Origin of the sequence: Oceanobacillus sp. FSL W7-1304 (genome assembly GCF_037969805.1) — a bacterium.
In the GTDB taxonomy this organism is placed as follows: Bacteria; Bacillota; Bacilli; order Bacillales; family Amphibacillaceae; genus Oceanobacillus; species Oceanobacillus profundus.
Genome location: NZ_CP150211.1, coordinates 3,916,995 through 3,935,760, shown reverse-complemented (window position 1 = coordinate 3,935,760; position 18,766 = coordinate 3,916,995). Strand labels below are relative to the sequence as shown.

Annotated in this window: 13 protein-coding genes; 6 read left to right on the top strand and 7 right to left on the bottom strand. The window is 38.0% G+C overall.

Annotated features, from left to right (window positions below; translation table 11 throughout):
- The first annotated feature begins 123 nt into the window (after window positions 1–123).
- The 4 genes from NYE61_RS19435 to NYE61_RS19420 all read left to right on the top strand — a co-directional run bounded on the left by NYE61_RS19435 (window position 124) and on the right by NYE61_RS19420 (window position 5,490).
- Window positions 124–1,311, top strand: a complete 1,188-nt coding sequence (locus NYE61_RS19435; protein ID WP_095311014.1) for a glycerate kinase — start codon at window positions 124–126, stop codon at window positions 1,309–1,311.
- Between the two features lie 85 nt (window positions 1,312–1,396).
- Window positions 1,397–2,533 carry a 2-keto-3-deoxygluconate permease gene (locus tag NYE61_RS19430; RefSeq protein WP_095311015.1) on the top strand — a complete coding sequence of 379 codons (1,137 nt, stop codon included), beginning with the start codon at window positions 1,397–1,399 and terminating at the stop codon, window positions 2,531–2,533.
- 118 nt (window positions 2,534–2,651) lie between these two features.
- Window positions 2,652–3,929 carry a nickel-dependent lactate racemase gene (gene larA / locus NYE61_RS19425; protein WP_095311017.1) on the top strand — a complete coding sequence of 426 codons (1,278 nt, stop codon included), beginning with the start codon at window positions 2,652–2,654 and terminating at the stop codon, window positions 3,927–3,929.
- Between the two features lie 181 nt (window positions 3,930–4,110).
- Entirely contained in the window at window positions 4,111–5,490 is a 1,380-nt protein-coding gene (locus tag NYE61_RS19420; protein WP_095311018.1) for an OmpA family protein, read from the top strand.
- A 136-nt stretch (window positions 5,491–5,626) separates the two neighbouring features.
- On the opposite strand, the gene NYE61_RS19415 is transcribed toward NYE61_RS19420, so the two are convergent.
- Window positions 5,627–6,679, bottom strand: a complete 1,053-nt coding sequence (locus NYE61_RS19415; RefSeq protein WP_095311020.1) for a C45 family peptidase — start codon at window positions 6,677–6,679, stop codon at window positions 5,627–5,629.
- Between the two features lie 357 nt (window positions 6,680–7,036).
- Between NYE61_RS19415 and NYE61_RS19410 the strand changes: the two genes are divergently transcribed.
- On the top strand, window positions 7,037–8,530 hold the full coding sequence (locus tag NYE61_RS19410) for an APC family permease (protein WP_095311021.1): 1,494 nt from the start codon (window positions 7,037–7,039) through the stop codon (window positions 8,528–8,530).
- A 145-nt stretch (window positions 8,531–8,675) separates the two neighbouring features.
- On the opposite strand, the gene NYE61_RS19405 is transcribed toward NYE61_RS19410, so the two are convergent.
- Window positions 8,676–10,337, bottom strand: coding sequence for an amidohydrolase (locus tag NYE61_RS19405; RefSeq protein ID WP_095311023.1), 1,662 nt, complete (start codon window positions 10,335–10,337; stop codon window positions 8,676–8,678).
- 47 nt (window positions 10,338–10,384) lie between these two features.
- Window positions 10,385–11,842: a sodium:solute symporter family protein gene (locus NYE61_RS19400; protein ID WP_095311024.1), complete on the bottom strand. Its 1,458-nt coding sequence runs from the start codon at window positions 11,840–11,842 to the stop codon at window positions 10,385–10,387.
- A gap of 356 nt (window positions 11,843–12,198) precedes the next feature.
- On the opposite strand from NYE61_RS19400, the gene NYE61_RS19395 reads away from it, so the two are divergent.
- Window positions 12,199–13,185 carry a D-glycerate dehydrogenase gene (locus NYE61_RS19395; RefSeq protein ID WP_303447525.1) on the top strand — a complete coding sequence of 329 codons (987 nt, stop codon included), beginning with the start codon at window positions 12,199–12,201 and terminating at the stop codon, window positions 13,183–13,185.
- A gap of 77 nt (window positions 13,186–13,262) precedes the next feature.
- On the opposite strand, the gene xsc is transcribed toward NYE61_RS19395, so the two are convergent.
- The 4 genes from xsc to NYE61_RS19375 all read right to left on the bottom strand — a co-directional run bounded on the left by xsc (window position 13,263) and on the right by NYE61_RS19375 (window position 18,613).
- Window positions 13,263–15,047, bottom strand: coding sequence for a sulfoacetaldehyde acetyltransferase (xsc, locus tag NYE61_RS19390; protein WP_095311027.1), 1,785 nt, complete (start codon window positions 15,045–15,047; stop codon window positions 13,263–13,265).
- A gap of 44 nt (window positions 15,048–15,091) precedes the next feature.
- A complete protein-coding gene (locus NYE61_RS19385) occupies window positions 15,092–16,006 on the bottom strand; it encodes a selenium metabolism-associated LysR family transcriptional regulator (RefSeq protein ID WP_095311029.1) in 915 nt (304 codons plus the stop codon).
- Window positions 16,007–16,057: 51 nt separating this feature from the next.
- Window positions 16,058–17,413, bottom strand: coding sequence for an aminotransferase (locus NYE61_RS19380; protein ID WP_095311031.1), 1,356 nt, complete (start codon window positions 17,411–17,413; stop codon window positions 16,058–16,060).
- 480 nt (window positions 17,414–17,893) lie between these two features.
- Window positions 17,894–18,613 carry a GntR family transcriptional regulator gene (locus NYE61_RS19375; protein WP_095311033.1) on the bottom strand — a complete coding sequence of 240 codons (720 nt, stop codon included), beginning with the start codon at window positions 18,611–18,613 and terminating at the stop codon, window positions 17,894–17,896.
- Window positions 18,614–18,766: the final 153 nt, after the last annotated feature.

Sequence of the window (18,766 nt, the reverse complement as noted above, 5' to 3'; positions counted from 1 at the left end):
ATACGTACAAAAAATGTCGGATTCACTTCCTATTTTTCATATGGTATAACCATATACATTTTTAGTCAAGATTCGTATAATTTAATCTACAGATAATGAAAACGTTTACCAGGATGTGATTGTGTGAAAATTATTATAGCACCAGACTCATTTAAAGGGAGTTTACGTGCGGTTGATGCTGCTAATTCAATCGATAGAGGAATCAAAAAGGCTTTTCCAAAAGCGGAAACAGTGATGCTACCTGTTGCAGATGGTGGCGAGGGGACATTAGAAACACTTGTCACTGCGACAAAAGGCGAGATACGAAACGTCACAGTGATCGGACCTTTAGGGGATGAAGTGAAGTCATCCTATGGTGTTTTAGGAGATAAGAAAACCTGTGTCATTGAAATGGCAACAGCATCAGGACTTACACTTCTTACGGATGAACAGCTTTCTCCTTTAAAAGCAACAACATATGGAACTGGCCAGTTGATAAAACAAGCGTTGGATGATGGATTTACTTCGTTTATCATTGCCATCGGTGGATCAGCAACCAATGATGGCGGGGCTGGAATGCTCCAAGCACTTGGATTAAAGTTATGCACTAAAGATGGTAATGAAATCGGATATGGTGGTGGTGAATTAAATAAGATCGCTTTAATAGAGGATGATTCTTTCGATTCGCGTATTAAAGCTTGCAACTTTTTAATTGCTTCTGATGTAGAAAATCCGCTTATCGGTCCAAACGGTGCCTCCTTTGTTTTTGGTCCACAAAAAGGGGCAACTCCAGAAATGGTTGAAACGCTTGACCAACATCTTACCCATTGGGCCGATCATGTTGCCAAGCTTACAGGAATCCACTTACACAACCTGCCTGGTGCAGGGGCAGCAGGAGGAATTGGAGGAGCCTTTCAAGCTTTCTTCCCATGTAAGGTTAAACGAGGAATCGATGTTGTGTTAGAGTACAGTAAATTCAGCGAATTCTTGCCAAATACAGATTTAGTTATTACCGGAGAAGGTAAAGTAGATGGACAAACCGCATCAGGCAAAACTCCGCTCGGCGTTGCGCAAGCCGCAAAAAGCCAGGATGTTCCGACAATTATTATAGCTGGTTCAATCGGAAATGGCATTGAAGCACTGCATGAATTTGGTATTGTGAGCATTCATAGCATAATCAATCAGCCAATGACCCTAAAGGAATCAATTACAAATGCAGCTGGATTATTAGAACAAAGTACCGAACAGGTTGTTCGAGCTTACTTTTATTCTAACAACCATAACAATAAAGCAAATAGCGACACTACTGCGAATGGACTTCCTGTAACATAACTATAATGGTCCAGTCTGTTAATTGATTCATTGAAGCTAATATTATAATCCTATTTTTAAAAATATCAAAAGGAGGAACGATTTGATGAACATAAAAGATACGATAGAAAAAGTACCCGGAGGACTTATGGTCGTTCCGCTTTTATTAGGAGCTTTTTTAAATACAATTGACCAAATGCATATACCTGCAGTAATGAACGTTTTAAAATTCCTCGGTGCACCCCAAACGGAGGAAGGCTATTACGAGTTTTTACAAATCGGTGGTTTCTCTCAGGAGCTGTTTAAGGATAGCGCACTTGTATTAATTGCTTTATTTCTATTTTGTGTTGGAAGCCAAATGAATTTAAAAGTTGGTGGAAAGGCATTAAAAAAAGGTGTCCTCCTAACTGGATCGAAATATTTTGCTGGCGTGGCAGTCGGCATGGCTTTCGGATACTTTTTCGATCCGATGAGTGGATTGTTCGGACTTTCGACGCTTGCATTAATTGCTGGGATGACAAATAGTAATAGTGGAATGTATGCAGCATTAACAGGTAAATTTGGAAACAGGTCTGATGTCGGCGGGCTTTCTATCCTTGCAATCAATGATGGACCGTTCTTCACGTTAGTTGCACTTGGTGTATTAGGTACTGCTTTCCCAATGATATCATTCATAGCTGTTTTATTACCTATCGGAATTGGTATGCTTTTAGGAAACTTGGATCCGAAAATACGAGAGTTTTTAAAACCTGGGGAATCGATTACAATCCCATTTTTTGCATTTGCACTAGGAGCAGGTATGGATTTGGCAAACTTCTTTAATCCAACAGTTCTTGCAGGTGGTTTGATACTTGCGATACTTACTTTCGTTTGCTCAGCTGGGATGGGAATTCTTATGTTTAAATTATTTAAAGAAAAAAGCTTTATTGCACCCATTTCAGAAGCTTCTACAGCAGGAAATGCGGCTGCAACACCGGCCGCCATTGCAGCCGCAGCAGCTGTAGCTGTTGGCGCAGGAGCAATGACACAAGCAGAGCTAGAAGCAATCCAAAACATTGTCCCTATTGCTACCGCTCAGATTTCGATATCCACAATCACTACTTCCTTACTCTGTCCAATAGGTGTTATTTTAATGGATAAATATCAACGAAAAAGAGGAATTGATGGTACACGGGAAGATCTTGGTCTGAATAATGCTGAAAGCACTTCGGGCACCCAAGAGAGGCATGCAGTCAACGATTAACATCAAAGAAAGCGCTATCCTATAGTGATATTTAGTCGTATATGATTTAATACGAGTAGATCCTGTTGCCCGTCAGCACAAATAAGAAAAAAATTATTAATGAAATGAGGTATGCATCATGAAGACAGAACTGTTATATGGAAAGCATGGTATTTCATTAGAATTGCCGGACAACGCTTTCCTTATTGAGCCAACAAATTTGCCAAAACTTGAGAATGAAAAAGAAGCAATCCGAAAAGCATTGCGAAATCCAATTGGTTCTGGATCTTTAAAAGAGTCCGTTAAATCAACGGATACGGTATCCATTGTAATAAGTGATATTACAAGACCAACACCAAATCATATACTCGTCCCCCTGCTGATTGAGGAATTAAATCATGTCCCATTAGAAAACTTTGTCATTATTAATGGAACCGGAACCCATCGTGACCAAACAAGAGAAGAGTTTGTTCAGATGCTGGGAGATTGGGTAGTAGACAATATTCGAATCATAAATAATCAATGTCATGATAAGGATACACTTGTTAACCTTGGAAGAAGCAAATTTGGTTGTGATGTCTACCTTAATAAAGAATATGTTGAATCAGATTTTCGAATTGTAACAGGTTTTATTGAACCACATTTCTTTGCTGGGTTTTCTGGAGGTCCAAAAGGTATCATGCCAGGGATCGCGGGTATTGAAACAATTTTGACATTTCATAATGCCCGAATGATTGGTGACCCTCTTTCTACGTGGGGCAACATGGAGAATAATCCAGTCCAAGATATGACTCGTGAAATTAATAGTCTATGTAAACCAGATTTCATGTTAAACGTTACATTGAACCGAGAAAAAGAGATTACAAATGTGTTTGCAGGGGAATTGTACGAATCACATGATCTCGGGTGTGCATTTGCAAAAGAGCATGCAATGTTCCGCTGTGATGAACGCTTTGATGTTGTCATAACATCCAATTCTGGCTACCCACTTGATCAGAATTTATATCAAGCTGTAAAGGGAATGAGTGCTGCACATAAAATTGTGAAGGAAGGCGGCTCTATTATTGTCGCATCCGAATGTTCGGATGGTTTGCCTGATCACGGCAACTATGCAAAAATATTTGACATGGCTGAAAGTCCACAAAAATTGCTGGATATGATTAATGATCCTGAATTTAAAATGTTTGATCAGTGGCAGGTTCAGAAGCAAGCCGTTATCCAAGTTTGGGCTGATGTTTACGTTTATTCTAAACTATCCGATCAACAAGTAAAAAATGCAATGCTAAAGCCTACTAATAACATTGAACAAACTATAGAAGATTTGAAGAAAAAGCATGGTGACACGATGACAATTGCTGTTCTTCCACTTGGTCCACTAACAATTCCATACGTTGAAGAAAAAGTAAGTATAAAATAAGAAGGCCATCATTTCTGGTCTTCTTATTTAGTATGTCATCAATTATTGTAAAGTAATTATACCCCCTCCCCTTACTACAAATGCCTCTTTTATTCCATATCTGAATATGGTAATCTATAGTGAGGCAATTTTATAATTTTCCTACAATAAGCTAAATGAATATGGAGAAGGTGAGCTGAATTTGAAAAGGTCTTACATTTACATAGCATTTTTTGTCTTACTGATCTTTCTTGCAGGCTGCAAAGATACTACAAATGAGGAACCGAATTCATCCAAAGCAAAAGAGAATGGTTCTGGTGAGGAACAAAGCAAATCCAAAGAAACGGAAGGTCAGAAAGAACCTAAAGAAAGTCCAATAGATTATAAAGAAGATATTGGCAACCTAAAGGTTTGGATCGGGGGCGAAATGATAGTAGAGGATGATCAAATCATTGTAGAAGGTCAAAGCAACCTATTGCCAGGCTCGATTATTAACTCTTCCGGAAATAGTACATTACCGATTGCAGCTTTTATGAAGAATGCTGAGGTACAAAAGGATGGCTCTTTCCGTTTTGAATATCCCGGCTATGAAGGAAATGCGATAATCGATTTCCGATTATCTTCTCTGGGTGAGGATACGACAAAACATTATGGTGTATACTTCAACCAAGTTACAGGACCCCAACGTTATAAAACATCACAAAGCGAGCAATATGAGGTTAGGGCTAGCATTTTATTAGATGCAAACAAGGACATCCCGTACACACTCCCAATCGAAACGCCCAAATGGAGTGAACTCCCTGCGGATTATGGAGAATCGAATATATGGATGAATGTTGATGTAACTACTGATCATAAATTCATCTATATACACGGAAAAAGTAATCTACTTGAAGGAACATGGTTAGGTGGCGATTTAATGAACGCGACCGATGTTATTGTTCCATTTTCTTATGATTATACGAATGTAAATCCAGATGGTTCCTTCGCACTTAAAATACCTTATCTATCATTGCGCCCAGGCATGTATATCCCAATTCAAGTCCATGCCGATCAAAATTCTTGGGATGATGTTCTAGCAGCCTATGGTGAAGACTTTGGGAAGTTAGAAGGAGACCTTTTGCAAACCACTGATGATGGAAAACGTTATCTTGAAAAGACTATTGAATTAGATATACCAGACATGGAACCACCAGAAAAAGTGGATTTAACTGTGGCAGATGAAGAAATTAAGATGCAAGTTCCTGATGATCTGTTGTTTGATTTTGATGAAAGCACATTAAAAGATAGTTCGCAAGAGACATTAGATGGGATTCTTGCTGAATTAGAAGAATTAGAGCCTGAGACAACTGTTCATATCAATGGCCATACGGACAATCAAGGTGAGACATCGTATAATCTGAATTTATCTTTAGAACGAGCTGAATCTGTCTTTCATTATTTGGAGGAGCATGGTGATATTAGCCATTTAACGATTCATACAGAAGGATATGGCGAGACAGCTCCAATTGAATCAAATGAAGATGAAGATGGCAGAAGTAAAAATCGCCGCGTAGAGATGGTCATCAATCCAGAAGATTAAGTATAAAGGGATTTTCCACGAACTCTTTTTAGTGGGAAATCCCTTTTTCCTATCCGTTTATACATAGTAGGTATGCTTCACACTATCCCAACTATCCGTAATATTTGCGATTAAAATTGAAGAGATTTATTTATTCTTAACGTGGATTTTCATCCATATGAGCAAATCCAGAGCTAGTATCTATCTCCCCAAAGATTTTACTCCGTTCTAGATTTTTGCCACTCAACCAGGATTCAAAATCAATTTTTACTGGCTCCTGATCTCCTCCAAGTGCAATCCATGCCTGTTTTTCTTTTGGAAAATATGCCGATGTATGTAATGTACCTGACCAGCTTTTGTAGTTGCTTACAAACACCCCTTTATCCGTATCATTCAACAGTCGAAATGCTTTATACGCATCTGTTGCTTGCGCTTTCTGGTTGTTGATTGCATTGAGTCGTTCTTGTGACTCTGCGATAAAACGACGATTTTCATGCTGGAGAACCTCAAAGTGATTCGTACAGACATTCGATTGATGTACTTGAACAGACCTTGGCGTTGCTTCAATTACATAGGTTTCTTCCTTTTCATCTAACACAATGTAACTAAACGAAGTCCGGTGTGGTATCTCCTTCACAAGCTCAATTGCTTCTTCTGTAGTCGCACACATCTCTAAAATAATTCTACCAATCATATGACAAATAAATCCATCGCCTGGATCTTTACGATGCATGAAGTTGTACCCCATTACGAGTCCTTTTTCATTCATGCCATCCATCCGACCAGTAACACGTTGAGAAGGTCCGATGACAGCATATCCACCATCGGTCGGCTGGAATAGGTTGTAGCGCCCTTCATAGGTTTTCGGATGATAATCATAATTTCGGATCATATAGTCCTTCCCTGTCAAAATCGAACAGCCACTATAGACTGGTTGAACACGATAATTGCCGAAATCGCGAAGAATCATCGACATCGGCTGTTGAAGAGCATCTCGTAGACCAAGCAGTTCTTCCCATATTCCTGGTGCAAACCGCATAAATGCTTGTTTGGCTTCAGCTTCGTCAATCGTAAACCGTGGTCTTCTCAATCTCCAATCGCGATGTCTGTTTTTAATAATTAAAGAATTCTTCAGATGCTCACCTTGCATATAGCCATAATCGTAATGTCTCCCGCGAAATTGAATAATATCACTATGAACGCTTCTCACCTGTAACCACCCTTTGTTCTTCAATTTGATAACATGAATTTTATAATTACTGACGTTTACTATATAGCTTACCATCTTTCAATGAATAAAAGTGCAGTAAAGATTCAGCTATACAATTGTCTCGTTACAAACTGCATATTACAAGCAAAGCCGTTTTATAGTATGTATTCATACAAAGGAAATCACTTTTCTCTAGCTTCAACATTCACGAGGTTGATTACTATTTAATTCCTCAATAACTTCTATTACACATTCAAATGATTAAAAGTTCTGAAACTTATTGATTATTAAAACACGACATGCTTTAATTTATATAGCTTAATTGATAACGCTTACAATTTGGAAGGAGAATGAAATATGGAAGAACGTCAGCAATTAAACAAAACATTGAAACCACATTGGGTTTGGGCAATTGCATTTGGGTCAGCTATTGGTTGGGGAGCTTTTGTGCTTCCAGTAGACTGGCTATCCATGGCTGGACCACTTGGGGTAATTATTGGATTTTCAATTGGTGCGATTCTTATGATTATTATCGGAGTGAGCTTTAGTTCTCTTATCGAAAAGCTGCCAGTAACTGGAGGAGGGTTCGCATACGCTTATTATGGTTTAGGCAGATATCATGCTTTTATTTGTGGATGGTTTCTAACGTTAGGGTATGTTGCAATTGTTGCGCTTAATGCTTCTGCTCTAGCACTTCTAGGAAAATTCGTTTTCCCAATGGTTGTAGAACAAGGTTACATGTATACAATTGCCGGTTGGGAGGTTTACACCGGAGAAGTTATTGTAGCCTGTGCTGCATTAGCTATTTTCGCCCTTGTCAATATCCGGGGTGCAAGTTCTTCTGCATTTAGTCAGTTTGTGTTTTGCGTCTGCTTATTTGGCGGAGTTTTGCTATTAACCATCGCTATGATTATTCATCCTACAAGTTCCTTTTCCAATTTACAACCTCTCTTTCAGCCCGGAGTCGGTTCTATTGCATCGATAGCAGCAATAATTGCAATTGCACCATGGGCTTATATTGGTTTTGACAACATACCACAGGCTGCAGAAGAGTTTAACTTTTCCCCCAAAAAAGCTTTTCGTATTATCGTTATTGCCTTAGTTTTTGCAGCTCTTACTTACTCAATGACTGTTATTGCAACTGGAATTGGTCAACCATGGATGGAAGCTGTTCAAGCCGGGTCAGTGTGGGGAACAGCTATGATTGTTGAAAATGCTTACGGAACAATTGGTGTTATCTTATTATCGTTTGCATTAATTATGGGTATTCTGACAGGACTGAATGGGTTTTACATGTCTGCTAGCCGTTTATTGTTTGCCATGGGGAGAGCGAAAGTTATTCCTGCAGCTTTTGGAAAATTGCACCGCTCCCATAAAACACCTCATGCTGGTATTTTGTTCACATTAGCATTCACGCTTTTTGCCCCTTTCTTTGGGCGAGAAGCATTATTATGGGTTGTTGATATGTCCGCCCTTGGAGTCACCATCGCATACTTCTATACTTGCTTTATAGCATATCGATTATTCAAGTGGTCAGACAGTAATAATAAAAGGAACAATAAACGTGCTACTGTCTCCCCTGGAAGAAAGTTTCTATGTCTATTAGGTATCCTAAGCAGTGCCGGATTCCTACTATTGTTAATCGTACCAGGTTCACCTGGATTTTTGAGCACCCCTTCATGGATTGCTTTATTTGTTTGGCTAATTCTAGGAGCCCTCTTTTTCCTAGTTAAATTTAAACATATTCGAGCAATCCCTAAGGCAGAGCTAGATCATTTGATTTTAGGAGACTTTAAGGATAAACAAGAAGCAGCTGATATGGAAGACGATTTGGAAAATGTATCATCATAGTTCTTTCAAACCAAGCCATCCTTAAATCTAATAGCTTCAATACTTAGACCTAGAATATCCTAACCTATAAAAACCACCGTATCAGAGAAATCTGTTACGGTGGTTTACAATTTTATTGTAATAATAAAAAGCTCGATAATGCGTTTTATCCCAACAAAGCGCCCTGTTTTTCGTATACTTTTTTTCCGTCAATTAGTGTTGCTTCCACTGTGATATCTTTGATTTCAAGTGGATCCACGTTTGTTGGATCTTTATCTAATACAGCAAAATCTGCACGTTTTCCTATTTCAATACTTCCCACAGTATCTTCACTAAAATTCATATATGCCCCATAAATGGTCATTGATTTTAATGCCGTTACGACATCGATTTTTTGTTCTGGCCCCAGCACTTCCCCTTCTTTCGTTAGGCGGTTTACAGCTGCCCAAACAGAAAATAGCGGTGAAATCGGAGTGACTGGACAATCGGAATGTAACGTAAATAAAATATCTCGTTTTACAATATCCGCTAACGGACTTATTCTTCTAGAACGTTCTGGACCAAGGAAAAGCCGCTTATGACGGTCTCCCCAGTAATAGACATGATTAATAAAGACCGAACCAGCTACACGGAGTTTCTGCATATTGTCAAGATCATCAATTGTTGCCGTTTGCACATGCTCTATCCGGTGACGATGGTCATCTCTTGGTGACTTTTCTTGAGCGAAAGCATATCCTTCTAAAATGGATCCTATTGCTCGATCTCCATTGCCATGAATGGTCACACGGAATCCTCGCTTGTGTAAGTCTAATATTTCTTCGTTAAACGCTTCCTGAAAATGAAGTAATTCTCCAACAACATCTGCATTATTATAATAAGGTTCTCTTAGAGCACCAGTTAAGCCTTGGATGGATCCATCCTGAAACATTTTCGCACTGTCCAGGCATGCTTTACCGTTAGATGCATTCATTATTTCTTCATTTAATTGTTCTGCTGTGTAATTACCAAACTTCTCTCCCTCTCGTAGAAGTGTGTGTATAATCATTAATTGTGAATGCATTGGATTGATACCTTTTTGTGCTGCTATCAGATGAGCTTCTAATTCTGATTCACCAAGGAACAAACCTACTCCGGCATCCGCATTTGTTGTAATCCCTTGGGCTAAATAATCCTTTGAGCCTTCTCCCAGTGCCGCTACCATCTCATCTACCGTGGGAACTGGAATTACTTTTTGAACATATTCCAACGCAGGTATTTCATGAAGCACTCCATCTAAACGTCCGTTTTTATCACGCCCAAAAAAGCCTCCCTGGGGGTTCTTTATTTGTTCATCAACACCAGCTAGTTCCAAAGCCTTTGAATTGACAGCTGCGAAATGACTCGAAATATGCGTAATAAATACTGGGTGATCAGGTGCAATCTGGTCTAGCTCTTCCCTTGTTGGATGTCTCTGTTCTTTTAAAAGTGTATCATCATAACCGTATCCTTCCAACCATTGTCCTTTCGGAGTAGAATTTGCTTTCACTTTAATTCGTTGTAATATATCATCAATACTTTCATTCGGTGGTGTACTGCAATTAACCTTATTTTTATTCAGTGAGTACATTAGAATGTGGTTATGTGTGTCGATGAAACCAGGAATTAATGTTTTTCCTTTTAAGTTAAGAACTTCAGTATTTGACGTTATTCGGACTGAAGCTGGTGGTTCTGATTCTTGCCATATTTCAATAATTCGACCATCAGTAATAGCTAATGAATGAGCAATACTATTTTGCTCGTCAAGTGTTAGTATATTGGCATTTGTAATTAAGGTATCTATCTTATCCATTGTTTTTTCTCCTTTTTAGAAATTTTTGCAACACAGTCAGATTTACCTTATGAACTTATGATTTTATCAACTGGTTCTTGTTCTGTAGGATCCTTCACTGCTTTTAATGAGAAGAAATAGGCAGTCACGTCTTCGTCAGCTGAATGTTTTGTTTTAAGACTAACTATGATTAATAATAGAAAAGACATGATTAAGCCTGGCAGAATTTCATGCACTCCATAAGGTGTTCCAGCCAGCTTCCATAAAGAACAAACAATAATACTGCCAACCATACTTACAATTACTCCTGTTTTTGTAGCACGTTTCCAGAACATTGCGGCCATTACAGGTGCAACAAGCGTTACAGCTGTATAGGAAAGGGCAAATTGATAGATGGTTATAATATCTGTAATATATAATGCAATAACAAGTCCCAATACAGCCATACCTAATACAGAAATCCGGGATGTTTTTAACAACTGAGCATCTTCTGCACCAGGTGAAATCCACTCTTGGTAAATATCTTTGGCAATATTAATTGCTCCACTGAGCAAGAAAGATGTTGCACCGGTTAACAGTGCTGCTAATAGTGATACCATAAATAACCCACCTAATGGTGCTGGAAATATGTCTACTAAAAATTGGGTGTACACCTGATCAGGAGGTGTACTTGTATTTAGTATTTGTACGGCCATAATTCCAATTAATATTGCTAGTAAACCAATAAAACCAGAAATGATAAAACCAGTTGTAACAGACCATTTTGCAATTTTAGTAGATTTAGCTGCTGATAAGCGTTGCCATGTTGTTTGCCAAACCATATAGAATGGTCCGAACACAAGGAACCAGTTTAATAATTCTTTACCGCCAATACTGAAAAAGTTAAACAGATGCTTCGGGGTTTCATTTGCCAATACCTCGACCCCACCTATATGGTTAAGCCCGAGGAAAAACAATAAAATAACCCCAGCTAGAATTACGATGGTTTGCACCGTATCTGTCCAAGCAACACTAAACATTCCTCCCATAAGTGTAAAAATGAGACTGATTATAAAACCGATAACAATTCCCCATGTTACGGTAAGTGCTGTAGTAGAGGCTAATATAGAACCCATTCCTACTAACTGCATCGCAAATGTAGGGGTCATATAAAGTAATCCAATAATTAATGCTGGAAGTAATGCAGACGCTTTTCCAAAACGTTTTATAAATAAATCTGGTATTGTATATAATTTAAGTTTACGTATGGTTGGAGTTAGAATAGCGACAAATAGAATAGTAAAAGAAACGAAACTAATAGAAGTAATAAAATAGGAAATACCGATTTCAAAACCTTTTCCAGCTCCACCGATAAGTGCTGCAGATCCAGTAACTGTTGCTATAACTGTTCCTGTGATAGGAAAGAACCCAAGACTAAAGTTGGCCATTAAAAAGTCATCTGAGGTTTTAATTTTTCGTGAGGAAATAATACTTATACCAAAAATTACAATTAAAAAAACTACAATCCAAACTAACCACCAATTCATACGATCTCCCCTTAGTAATTCAATTGATTGCTATTTACTGAAAATAAACTTAATATTCACACATATATAGAGGCATCAAGGGTGACATTACATAAATATCAGATAATAACTCGGTAGTATATGTAACTATTTAAAATAGATTATTTATACTTTATCATTAGGTATAAACGGAGTCAATGTATTCTAAAGAAATGAAATTATCGGATTTTACGATATAATTTATAGATGTTCTTTATAAAACTTAAAGTCTAATACCTTCTCCCAATATTGACATTCCTCATATTGAAAGTTACGTTTAAAATGATAGAAAAACAACCATCAACAAACTGAAAGATTACTTGAAGGAGCTTATGAAGATGAAGAAAAAAATTATTGTTTATGAGCGGCTTGAAAAACCCGTACTTAAAAGTCTACAAGAAAAGTACGATGTGAAATTTTTTAAAAATATTGATACCCAAACTAATGAAGAATTTATGAACCATCTGAAAGAGGCAGAAGGTATTATTGGACTGGCTTTAGAAGTGAATAAAACATTATTAGACAATGCCCCTAATTTAAAAATCGTGAGTAATATCTCTGTTGGTTATAATAATTTGGATATCGAAGAATTAACAAAGCGGCACATTATGGCAACAAATACACCGGACGTATTAACAGATACCGTTGCTGATACCGTGTTTGGTATTTTACTCGCAGCTGCCAGACGCATTCCAGAGCTAGACAATTTGGTTAAGTCTAAACAATGGGTAGAAGCATTAGGGCCAGACTATTATGGAGTCGATATTCATCATAAAACGATAGGTATTATTGGAATGGGAAGAATTGGGCAAGCAATTGCACAGCGTGCTAAGTTTGGATTTGATATGAATATTTTGTATCATAGCCGGACAAGGAAACAAGACGCAGAAACAAAGTTTAATGCTACATATTGCAGTTTAGATGATTTATTATCCAAATCTGATTTTCCTGTTTTAATTACCCCGCTTACCCCAGAAACAAGAGGTCTTATTAGTAAAAGAGAATTTCAGCTTATGAAGCCTTCAGCAATTTTTATTAATGCTTCACGTGGAAAAACAGTTGTAGAAAAGGATTTAATCGCAGCATTACAAACTGGGGAAATTGCAGCTGCAGGACTGGATGTATTTGAACAAGAACCCGTCAGTCCAAACAATCCATTATTAGAAATGAAAAACGTTGTTACCCTGCCACATGTTGGGTCTTCCACATATGAAACCGAGTTGAAAATGTCGGAATTAGCAGCTAGAAATCTTGAAGCTGGTCTTAATGGAGAGAAACCACCTACCATGATCAATCCAAAAGTTTGGGAGCTTTTAACTAAATAACGAGGCACAGACAAGTATATAAATAAAGAATCTCTATACAACATATTGCGTAGTATAGAGGTTTCTTCATAATGGATTTAGTTTTTATCAGAACCCCATGTCTCATAATCCAAGTGTTTATATTTATCTAGCAATCTTGTCGGCAACTGCAATGCATCTCTTCTAAATGGAGGAGCAAGTTGTGTCCCATCCACATAAATGTTTAAAACTGCTGGCTTACGCTTCTCTAATACTTCTTTCACAACAGGTCCTATGTCTTCTGGCTTTTCAATCGTATAACCTAAAGCACCCATTGATTTAGCAACCTCGGCAAACTCTGGCGCTTGGATGTTCGAACCGATAAATCGGTTATCATAATAATCTACTTGGTTTTTCTTTTCAGCGGCCCATGATTTATTATTGAATACGCAGGCGATAACCGGAATATCTTGCTCTACAGCTGTACTTACCTCATGTAAACTCATTCCCCAAGCTCCATCCCCAATAATTGCAACGACTGGTGAATCTGGCTCTGCAAGCTGAGCTCCGAGTGCTGCTGGGTATGCAAAACCAGTATTTCCAAAAGTTAATGCAGCTATATGACGTCTCGTTTGATTAAATCTTAAATAAGCATTTGCAGTAGATGAGACATTCCCAATATCAGTTGAAATGATTGTATTGTCCGGCAACACTTTTGTTAGTTCTAAGAGTGCTCGTCTCGGATTAATTGGAGATCCATCCTCCATCGCAAGGTCTACTAACTCTTTTTCCCATGCTGTTTTTTCTTTGCTTACTGCCTCTAATCGATATTGTTTTTTGTCTGGAGTAGGAACTGCCTCTTTCAGTAATCTATAAATTTCGTCACTTGTTGCTTTGGCATCCCCAATAATTCCTACTTCAACCGGGTGTGTTCTAGCTATATTTCTTGGGTTAATATCCACTTGAATAATTTTTGCAGCTTTCGGGAAATAATCGATATCGTAACAAGGCAATGTGCCAAAGACTGACAGCCTCGTTCCAATCGCTAGTACTACGTCAGCATTCTTTAACGTATTCATTGCAGATTTAGCTCCCATATAACCAATTGGGCCGACTGCTAGTGGGTGGTCAGCTGGAAATGCGTCATTATGCATATAAGACACTGCTACTGGAATTGTCAGGTGTTCTGCAATTTTAACAACGGTGTCCACCCCATCTGCATCAACTGCACCGCGTCCTGAAATAATTACTGGATTTTTTGCGTGCTTTAAAAGCTCTACTGCTTGTTTTGTTAAGGCAGGATCTCCACTTCCTCTAGAATCTGCACGATATTGATGTGGCTGAAGGATCTGATCCTCAAGCTCCCCATAAAATAAATCTCTCGGAATATCGTAAAGGACCGGGCCACGCTCAGCATAAGCGATCCGGAAAGCTGTTCTTAAACAATCAGCTACACGACTCTTATGCGTGACGCGCACTGTTTCTTTTGTAATTGCACTGAAAATCGAAACCTGATCAGCTTCTTGGAATCCGTCCCACCCGATTGTCGGCGTGCCTGCAGAAGGCGATATAACTACCATTGGCGTATGTGCTTGGTTTGCAGCTGCTACAGACGTCACCATATTTGTAATCCCAGGACCATTTTGACCAATAACAACTCCCGCAACACCGGATACTCGTGTATAAGCATCAGCCATATGTGCTGCACTTTGTTCATGTCTTACCGGTAAGAAGCGAATACCGGCAGTTGGGAATAAATCAAGCATATCCATAAATGCGGAACCAACAATTCCATATACTTCTTTTACCCCTTCTGCGACGAGCGTTTCAACAATTGCTTCACTTGGTGTCATTTTTACTTTTTTAACGACACCCTTTTTCATTTCTGCTTGCTGTTTCACCATTAGAAATTCCTCCTTTTTTTATAACCTTTAATCGAGTAAGTGGATTAAATGACTTGTATGGTTTGGTCAGTTGCATTTTTTTTCAATTCATTCAAAAACAAATCTGCAGTTGATTTTAAAACCTGATCTTTACGCATTGCAATATAGAAGTAACGATAGAATGCTATGTTTTTAATCGGATATGATGTCAGCAACCCTAGCTTTTTCTCTTTTGAAATCGTTGCTCTAGAAATAATAGACACACCTAATCCGGCTTCAACTGCTGCTTTAACAGACTCTGTACTCCCTAATTCCATCACGATGTTTAATTCACTTTCTAATATACCAACCATCTGTAGATAGTGATTCACTACTGCCCTTGTGCCAGATCCTTTCTCTCTCATAATGAGCGGGATCGTCTTCAAGCTTTCAGCGGAAATTTTACCATCATTTTCTTTTAAAAAATCAGGAGCTGCTATCAGCAACAGTTCATCTGTTAAAAATGGCTCCAATATAATTTGTGGATCATCAATTGGGGTTTCAATTAACCCGACATCTATAGCGTGATTTTTTATACTGGAAATAATAGTATCCGAATTAGAAATATCTGCACGAATCTGCACCATTGGAAAATTGTCTTTGAAACGCTTCAAAAATATTGGAAGAATGTATTCACCAATTGTAAAACTACACCCTATCTCTAAATCCCCATGTATGTTACTGCCAATTTCCTGTATTTTCTCCTGTGCGGCATCACTCAGCTGGATAATCTCCCTAGCGTATTTTATTAAAATCAACGCAGCCTCTGTCATTTCAACCCTTTTTGTTGTTCGCTCAAATAGTTTGGTATGAAGCTCCTCTTCCAATGCTTTGATCTGCGAGGTAATGGTTGGCTGGGAAACAAATAATACTTTAGCCGCCTCGGAAAAGCTCTTCTTTTCGGCAACAGCTACAAATGTTTTCAGTCTTTCATAATTCACGTAAACTCCATCCCCTCGGATTCCCTTTCTCTCTTATAGGAACAGACTTATTTAAAGACTTCGAATTGCTGACGTTAAAGTATCAATTAAAAAATCTAAATCTTCTACAGTACTTGTTAATGGCGGCGCAACAATAATGACATTGTTTTGTTCTGGAACGGTATCTCCATTTTTACCAATGATTAATCCTTTTTCTTTACACAAACCTATTATTTTTGCCAGTTTTTCATCAGACATCGGCAGCTTAGACTGTTTATCTTCTACCATCTCAATCCCTAAAAGAAAACCAATTTGCCGAACCTCTCCCACGTTTTTGTGATCTATTAAATGATGCAGCTCCGATAATTTAGTCCCGGCAAGTGTGCGAACTCGTTCAACAATGTTCTCACGCTCAATGATATCAATATTTTTTAATGCAACTGCACATGCGGCTGGATGTCCTCCATAAGTAGATACATGACGAAAATGTGAATCCTTGCCAGCCTCTCGAAATACATCATATATTTCAGATTTAACAGCAGTAGCTCCTAATGGTAAGTACCCACTTGTCAGCCCTTTTGCCATTGTCACAATATCAGGCTGTACCCCCGCCGCATGCTTAAATCCAAACATTTTTCCGGTACGTCCATAACCGGATACTACTTCATCCATAATCAGAAGCACATTGTATTTCTTACAAATTTCCGCAACTCGTTGAATATATTTCATTGATGGAACAATAACACCGCCCCCAGAAATAAATGGCTCCATGATAAATGCTGCAACTGTTTCTTCTCCTTCCCAGTTAATCATTTCTTCCAACAGCTGTGCTGCCTTCAGATCTGACTCTTCTGGACTTCCATCAAAAATAGAACGGTAGCTGTATGGCGGATAAACATGTAGAAATCCTGGGACACCCGGATCATATTTTACTCGCCTATTTGCTTGTGCTGTTGCACTTAATGCACCTAATGTTGAACCATGATATCCACGATAACGAGAAATCACTTTATACTTCTGCGGATTACCAGTTTGATTATGGTATTGTCTCGCAATTTTAAATGCAGTTTCATTAGCTTCAGAACCACTATTAGAAAAAAATGTCTGGTATTTCCCACCGAGCAATTCACTAATCTTTGCAGCTAGTTTAATTGCAGGCTGATGGTTCATTGTTAATGGAAAATAGGAAAGGTTTTTCATTTGCTCAGCAGCGGCTTCGACTATTTCTTCACGGCCATGACCTAGATTTAAGCACCATAATCCAGAAACCCCGTCCAAATAACGTTTACCAGATTCATCGGTAAACCAGGATCCTTCCCCCTTAACAGCGACTACTTGTTCCGCTTCTGGATTGTAACGATGCATGGCATTCCATAATAACGATGCTTCTTTCCCAACCACCTGATTCATTTCGCTTTCCGTCTTCATTCAACCTACCTCCATTCATTTAGTTAGATTCTTTATGAAGCAATACATAATCAATCGAAACTTGATTTTGAAAGATTGATTTAGATGGTATTTCATGCACATTAGCACCCTGGATGGTTATCCATTAATTTCGTTTCCTACATCAGAAACCGCTTACATTTATTAGATAATATTTTTAAAAAACTTCCTAGGATCGAGAAGATATCACAATACTAAGCTCATTCGTTTTAACTCATTTGAAATCTAAACAATCGTCATTCAATCCTCCTTACATGAATTTGCAAAACGATAAGTCTGACCTATCATGATGATACTGACGTCCGAACCAGTTGTGATGTGATGGTCTGCTATCAGTATAAAACAGTCCGATTTTAAATTCAATATATTATATAAATTCAGTTATTTAAAATGATAATAAGTCTTATTATGCCTGCTAATAATCTTATTCCAAATACGTGATACAACTTTTGATGAACCCTGTTAGCCAAACTTACGAGACAAGTTTATTTTAAATGTATATAGGTCATTCCGATAAAAGGCTTTTTCGAATTCAATGATTTCACGATTTCGATCTCTAATAATTCGTTCGGCAATTAACGCGTTCGTTCCATTCGGCATTTTCATAAATTCCCTATCTTCATCTAAAAAAATTCCACCGCTAATTGTCTGCTCGGCTTCTGCTAGTCTAATTCCTAAATGATTTTCCAGCAAATCATATAATGTTGCATCATTGAGGTCGTATTTAATTAATTTTACTCCTATTTCGATTGGATAATAATGTCGCTCCACACCAATTGGCATATCGTCAGCAAAGCGAATTCGTTTTATAAAGTAAGCATCTTTGAGACCAGTTTTTTCTTGAATATATGGTGTGGTTTCCGTCAAATAATGCGTAACTAACTGTGCTCCTGGCTTCTTCCCCATTTGCATAATCGTATCTGTTGTACTGCTTAGATTACCGAGCCAATCTTGAATTGGTTTTAAGGAAACAAATGTACCTTTTCCATGCTTTTTCTCTAATACTCCTTCACGAACTAAAAGGTTAATAGCTTCCCTAACCGTACTTCTACTAACATGATATTCCTCCATAAATTGCCTTTCACTTGGTATTTGCCCGGTAAATATTCCTTCTTCAATTTTCTTTTCAATAATATTCTTCAATTGAATATGCAACGCTATCGAATTATTATAATCAAGCATGTTAAAGGCTCCTTTTTGTTTTACATAAATCATAGCAGAGATTAGATTATTCGGAAAGATATAGATAAAGGATGTACTCAATAATAATTTGATAACCATTTTCCAAGTTTAAAAACTTACCAAATATACTGTCTATTGGTACGCTTTACTATA

Bases quoted from the DNA above. Each gene is read 5' to 3' on its own strand.
- NYE61_RS19400 (WP_095311024.1), bottom strand. From the start codon at position 11,842: ATGAATTGGTGGTTAGTTTGGATTGTAGTTTTTTTAATTGTAATTTTT.
- xsc (WP_095311027.1), bottom strand. From the start codon at position 15,047: ATGGTGAAACAGCAAGCAGAAATGAAAAAGGGTGTCGTTAAAAAAGTA.
- NYE61_RS19410 (WP_095311021.1), top strand. From the start codon at position 7,037: ATGGAAGAACGTCAGCAATTAAACAAAACATTGAAACCACATTGGGTT.
- NYE61_RS19380 (WP_095311031.1), bottom strand. From the start codon at position 17,413: ATGAAGACGGAAAGCGAAATGAATCAGGTGGTTGGGAAAGAAGCATCG.
- NYE61_RS19375 (WP_095311033.1), bottom strand. From the start codon at position 18,613: ATGCTTGATTATAATAATTCGATAGCGTTGCATATTCAATTGAAGAAT.
- larA (WP_095311017.1), top strand. From the start codon at position 2,652: ATGAAGACAGAACTGTTATATGGAAAGCATGGTATTTCATTAGAATTG.
- NYE61_RS19395 (WP_303447525.1), top strand. From the start codon at position 12,199: ATGAAGAAAAAAATTATTGTTTATGAGCGGCTTGAAAAACCCGTACTT.
- NYE61_RS19430 (WP_095311015.1), top strand. From the start codon at position 1,397: ATGAACATAAAAGATACGATAGAAAAAGTACCCGGAGGACTTATGGTC.
- NYE61_RS19405 (WP_095311023.1), bottom strand. From the start codon at position 10,337: ATGGATAAGATAGATACCTTAATTACAAATGCCAATATACTAACACTT.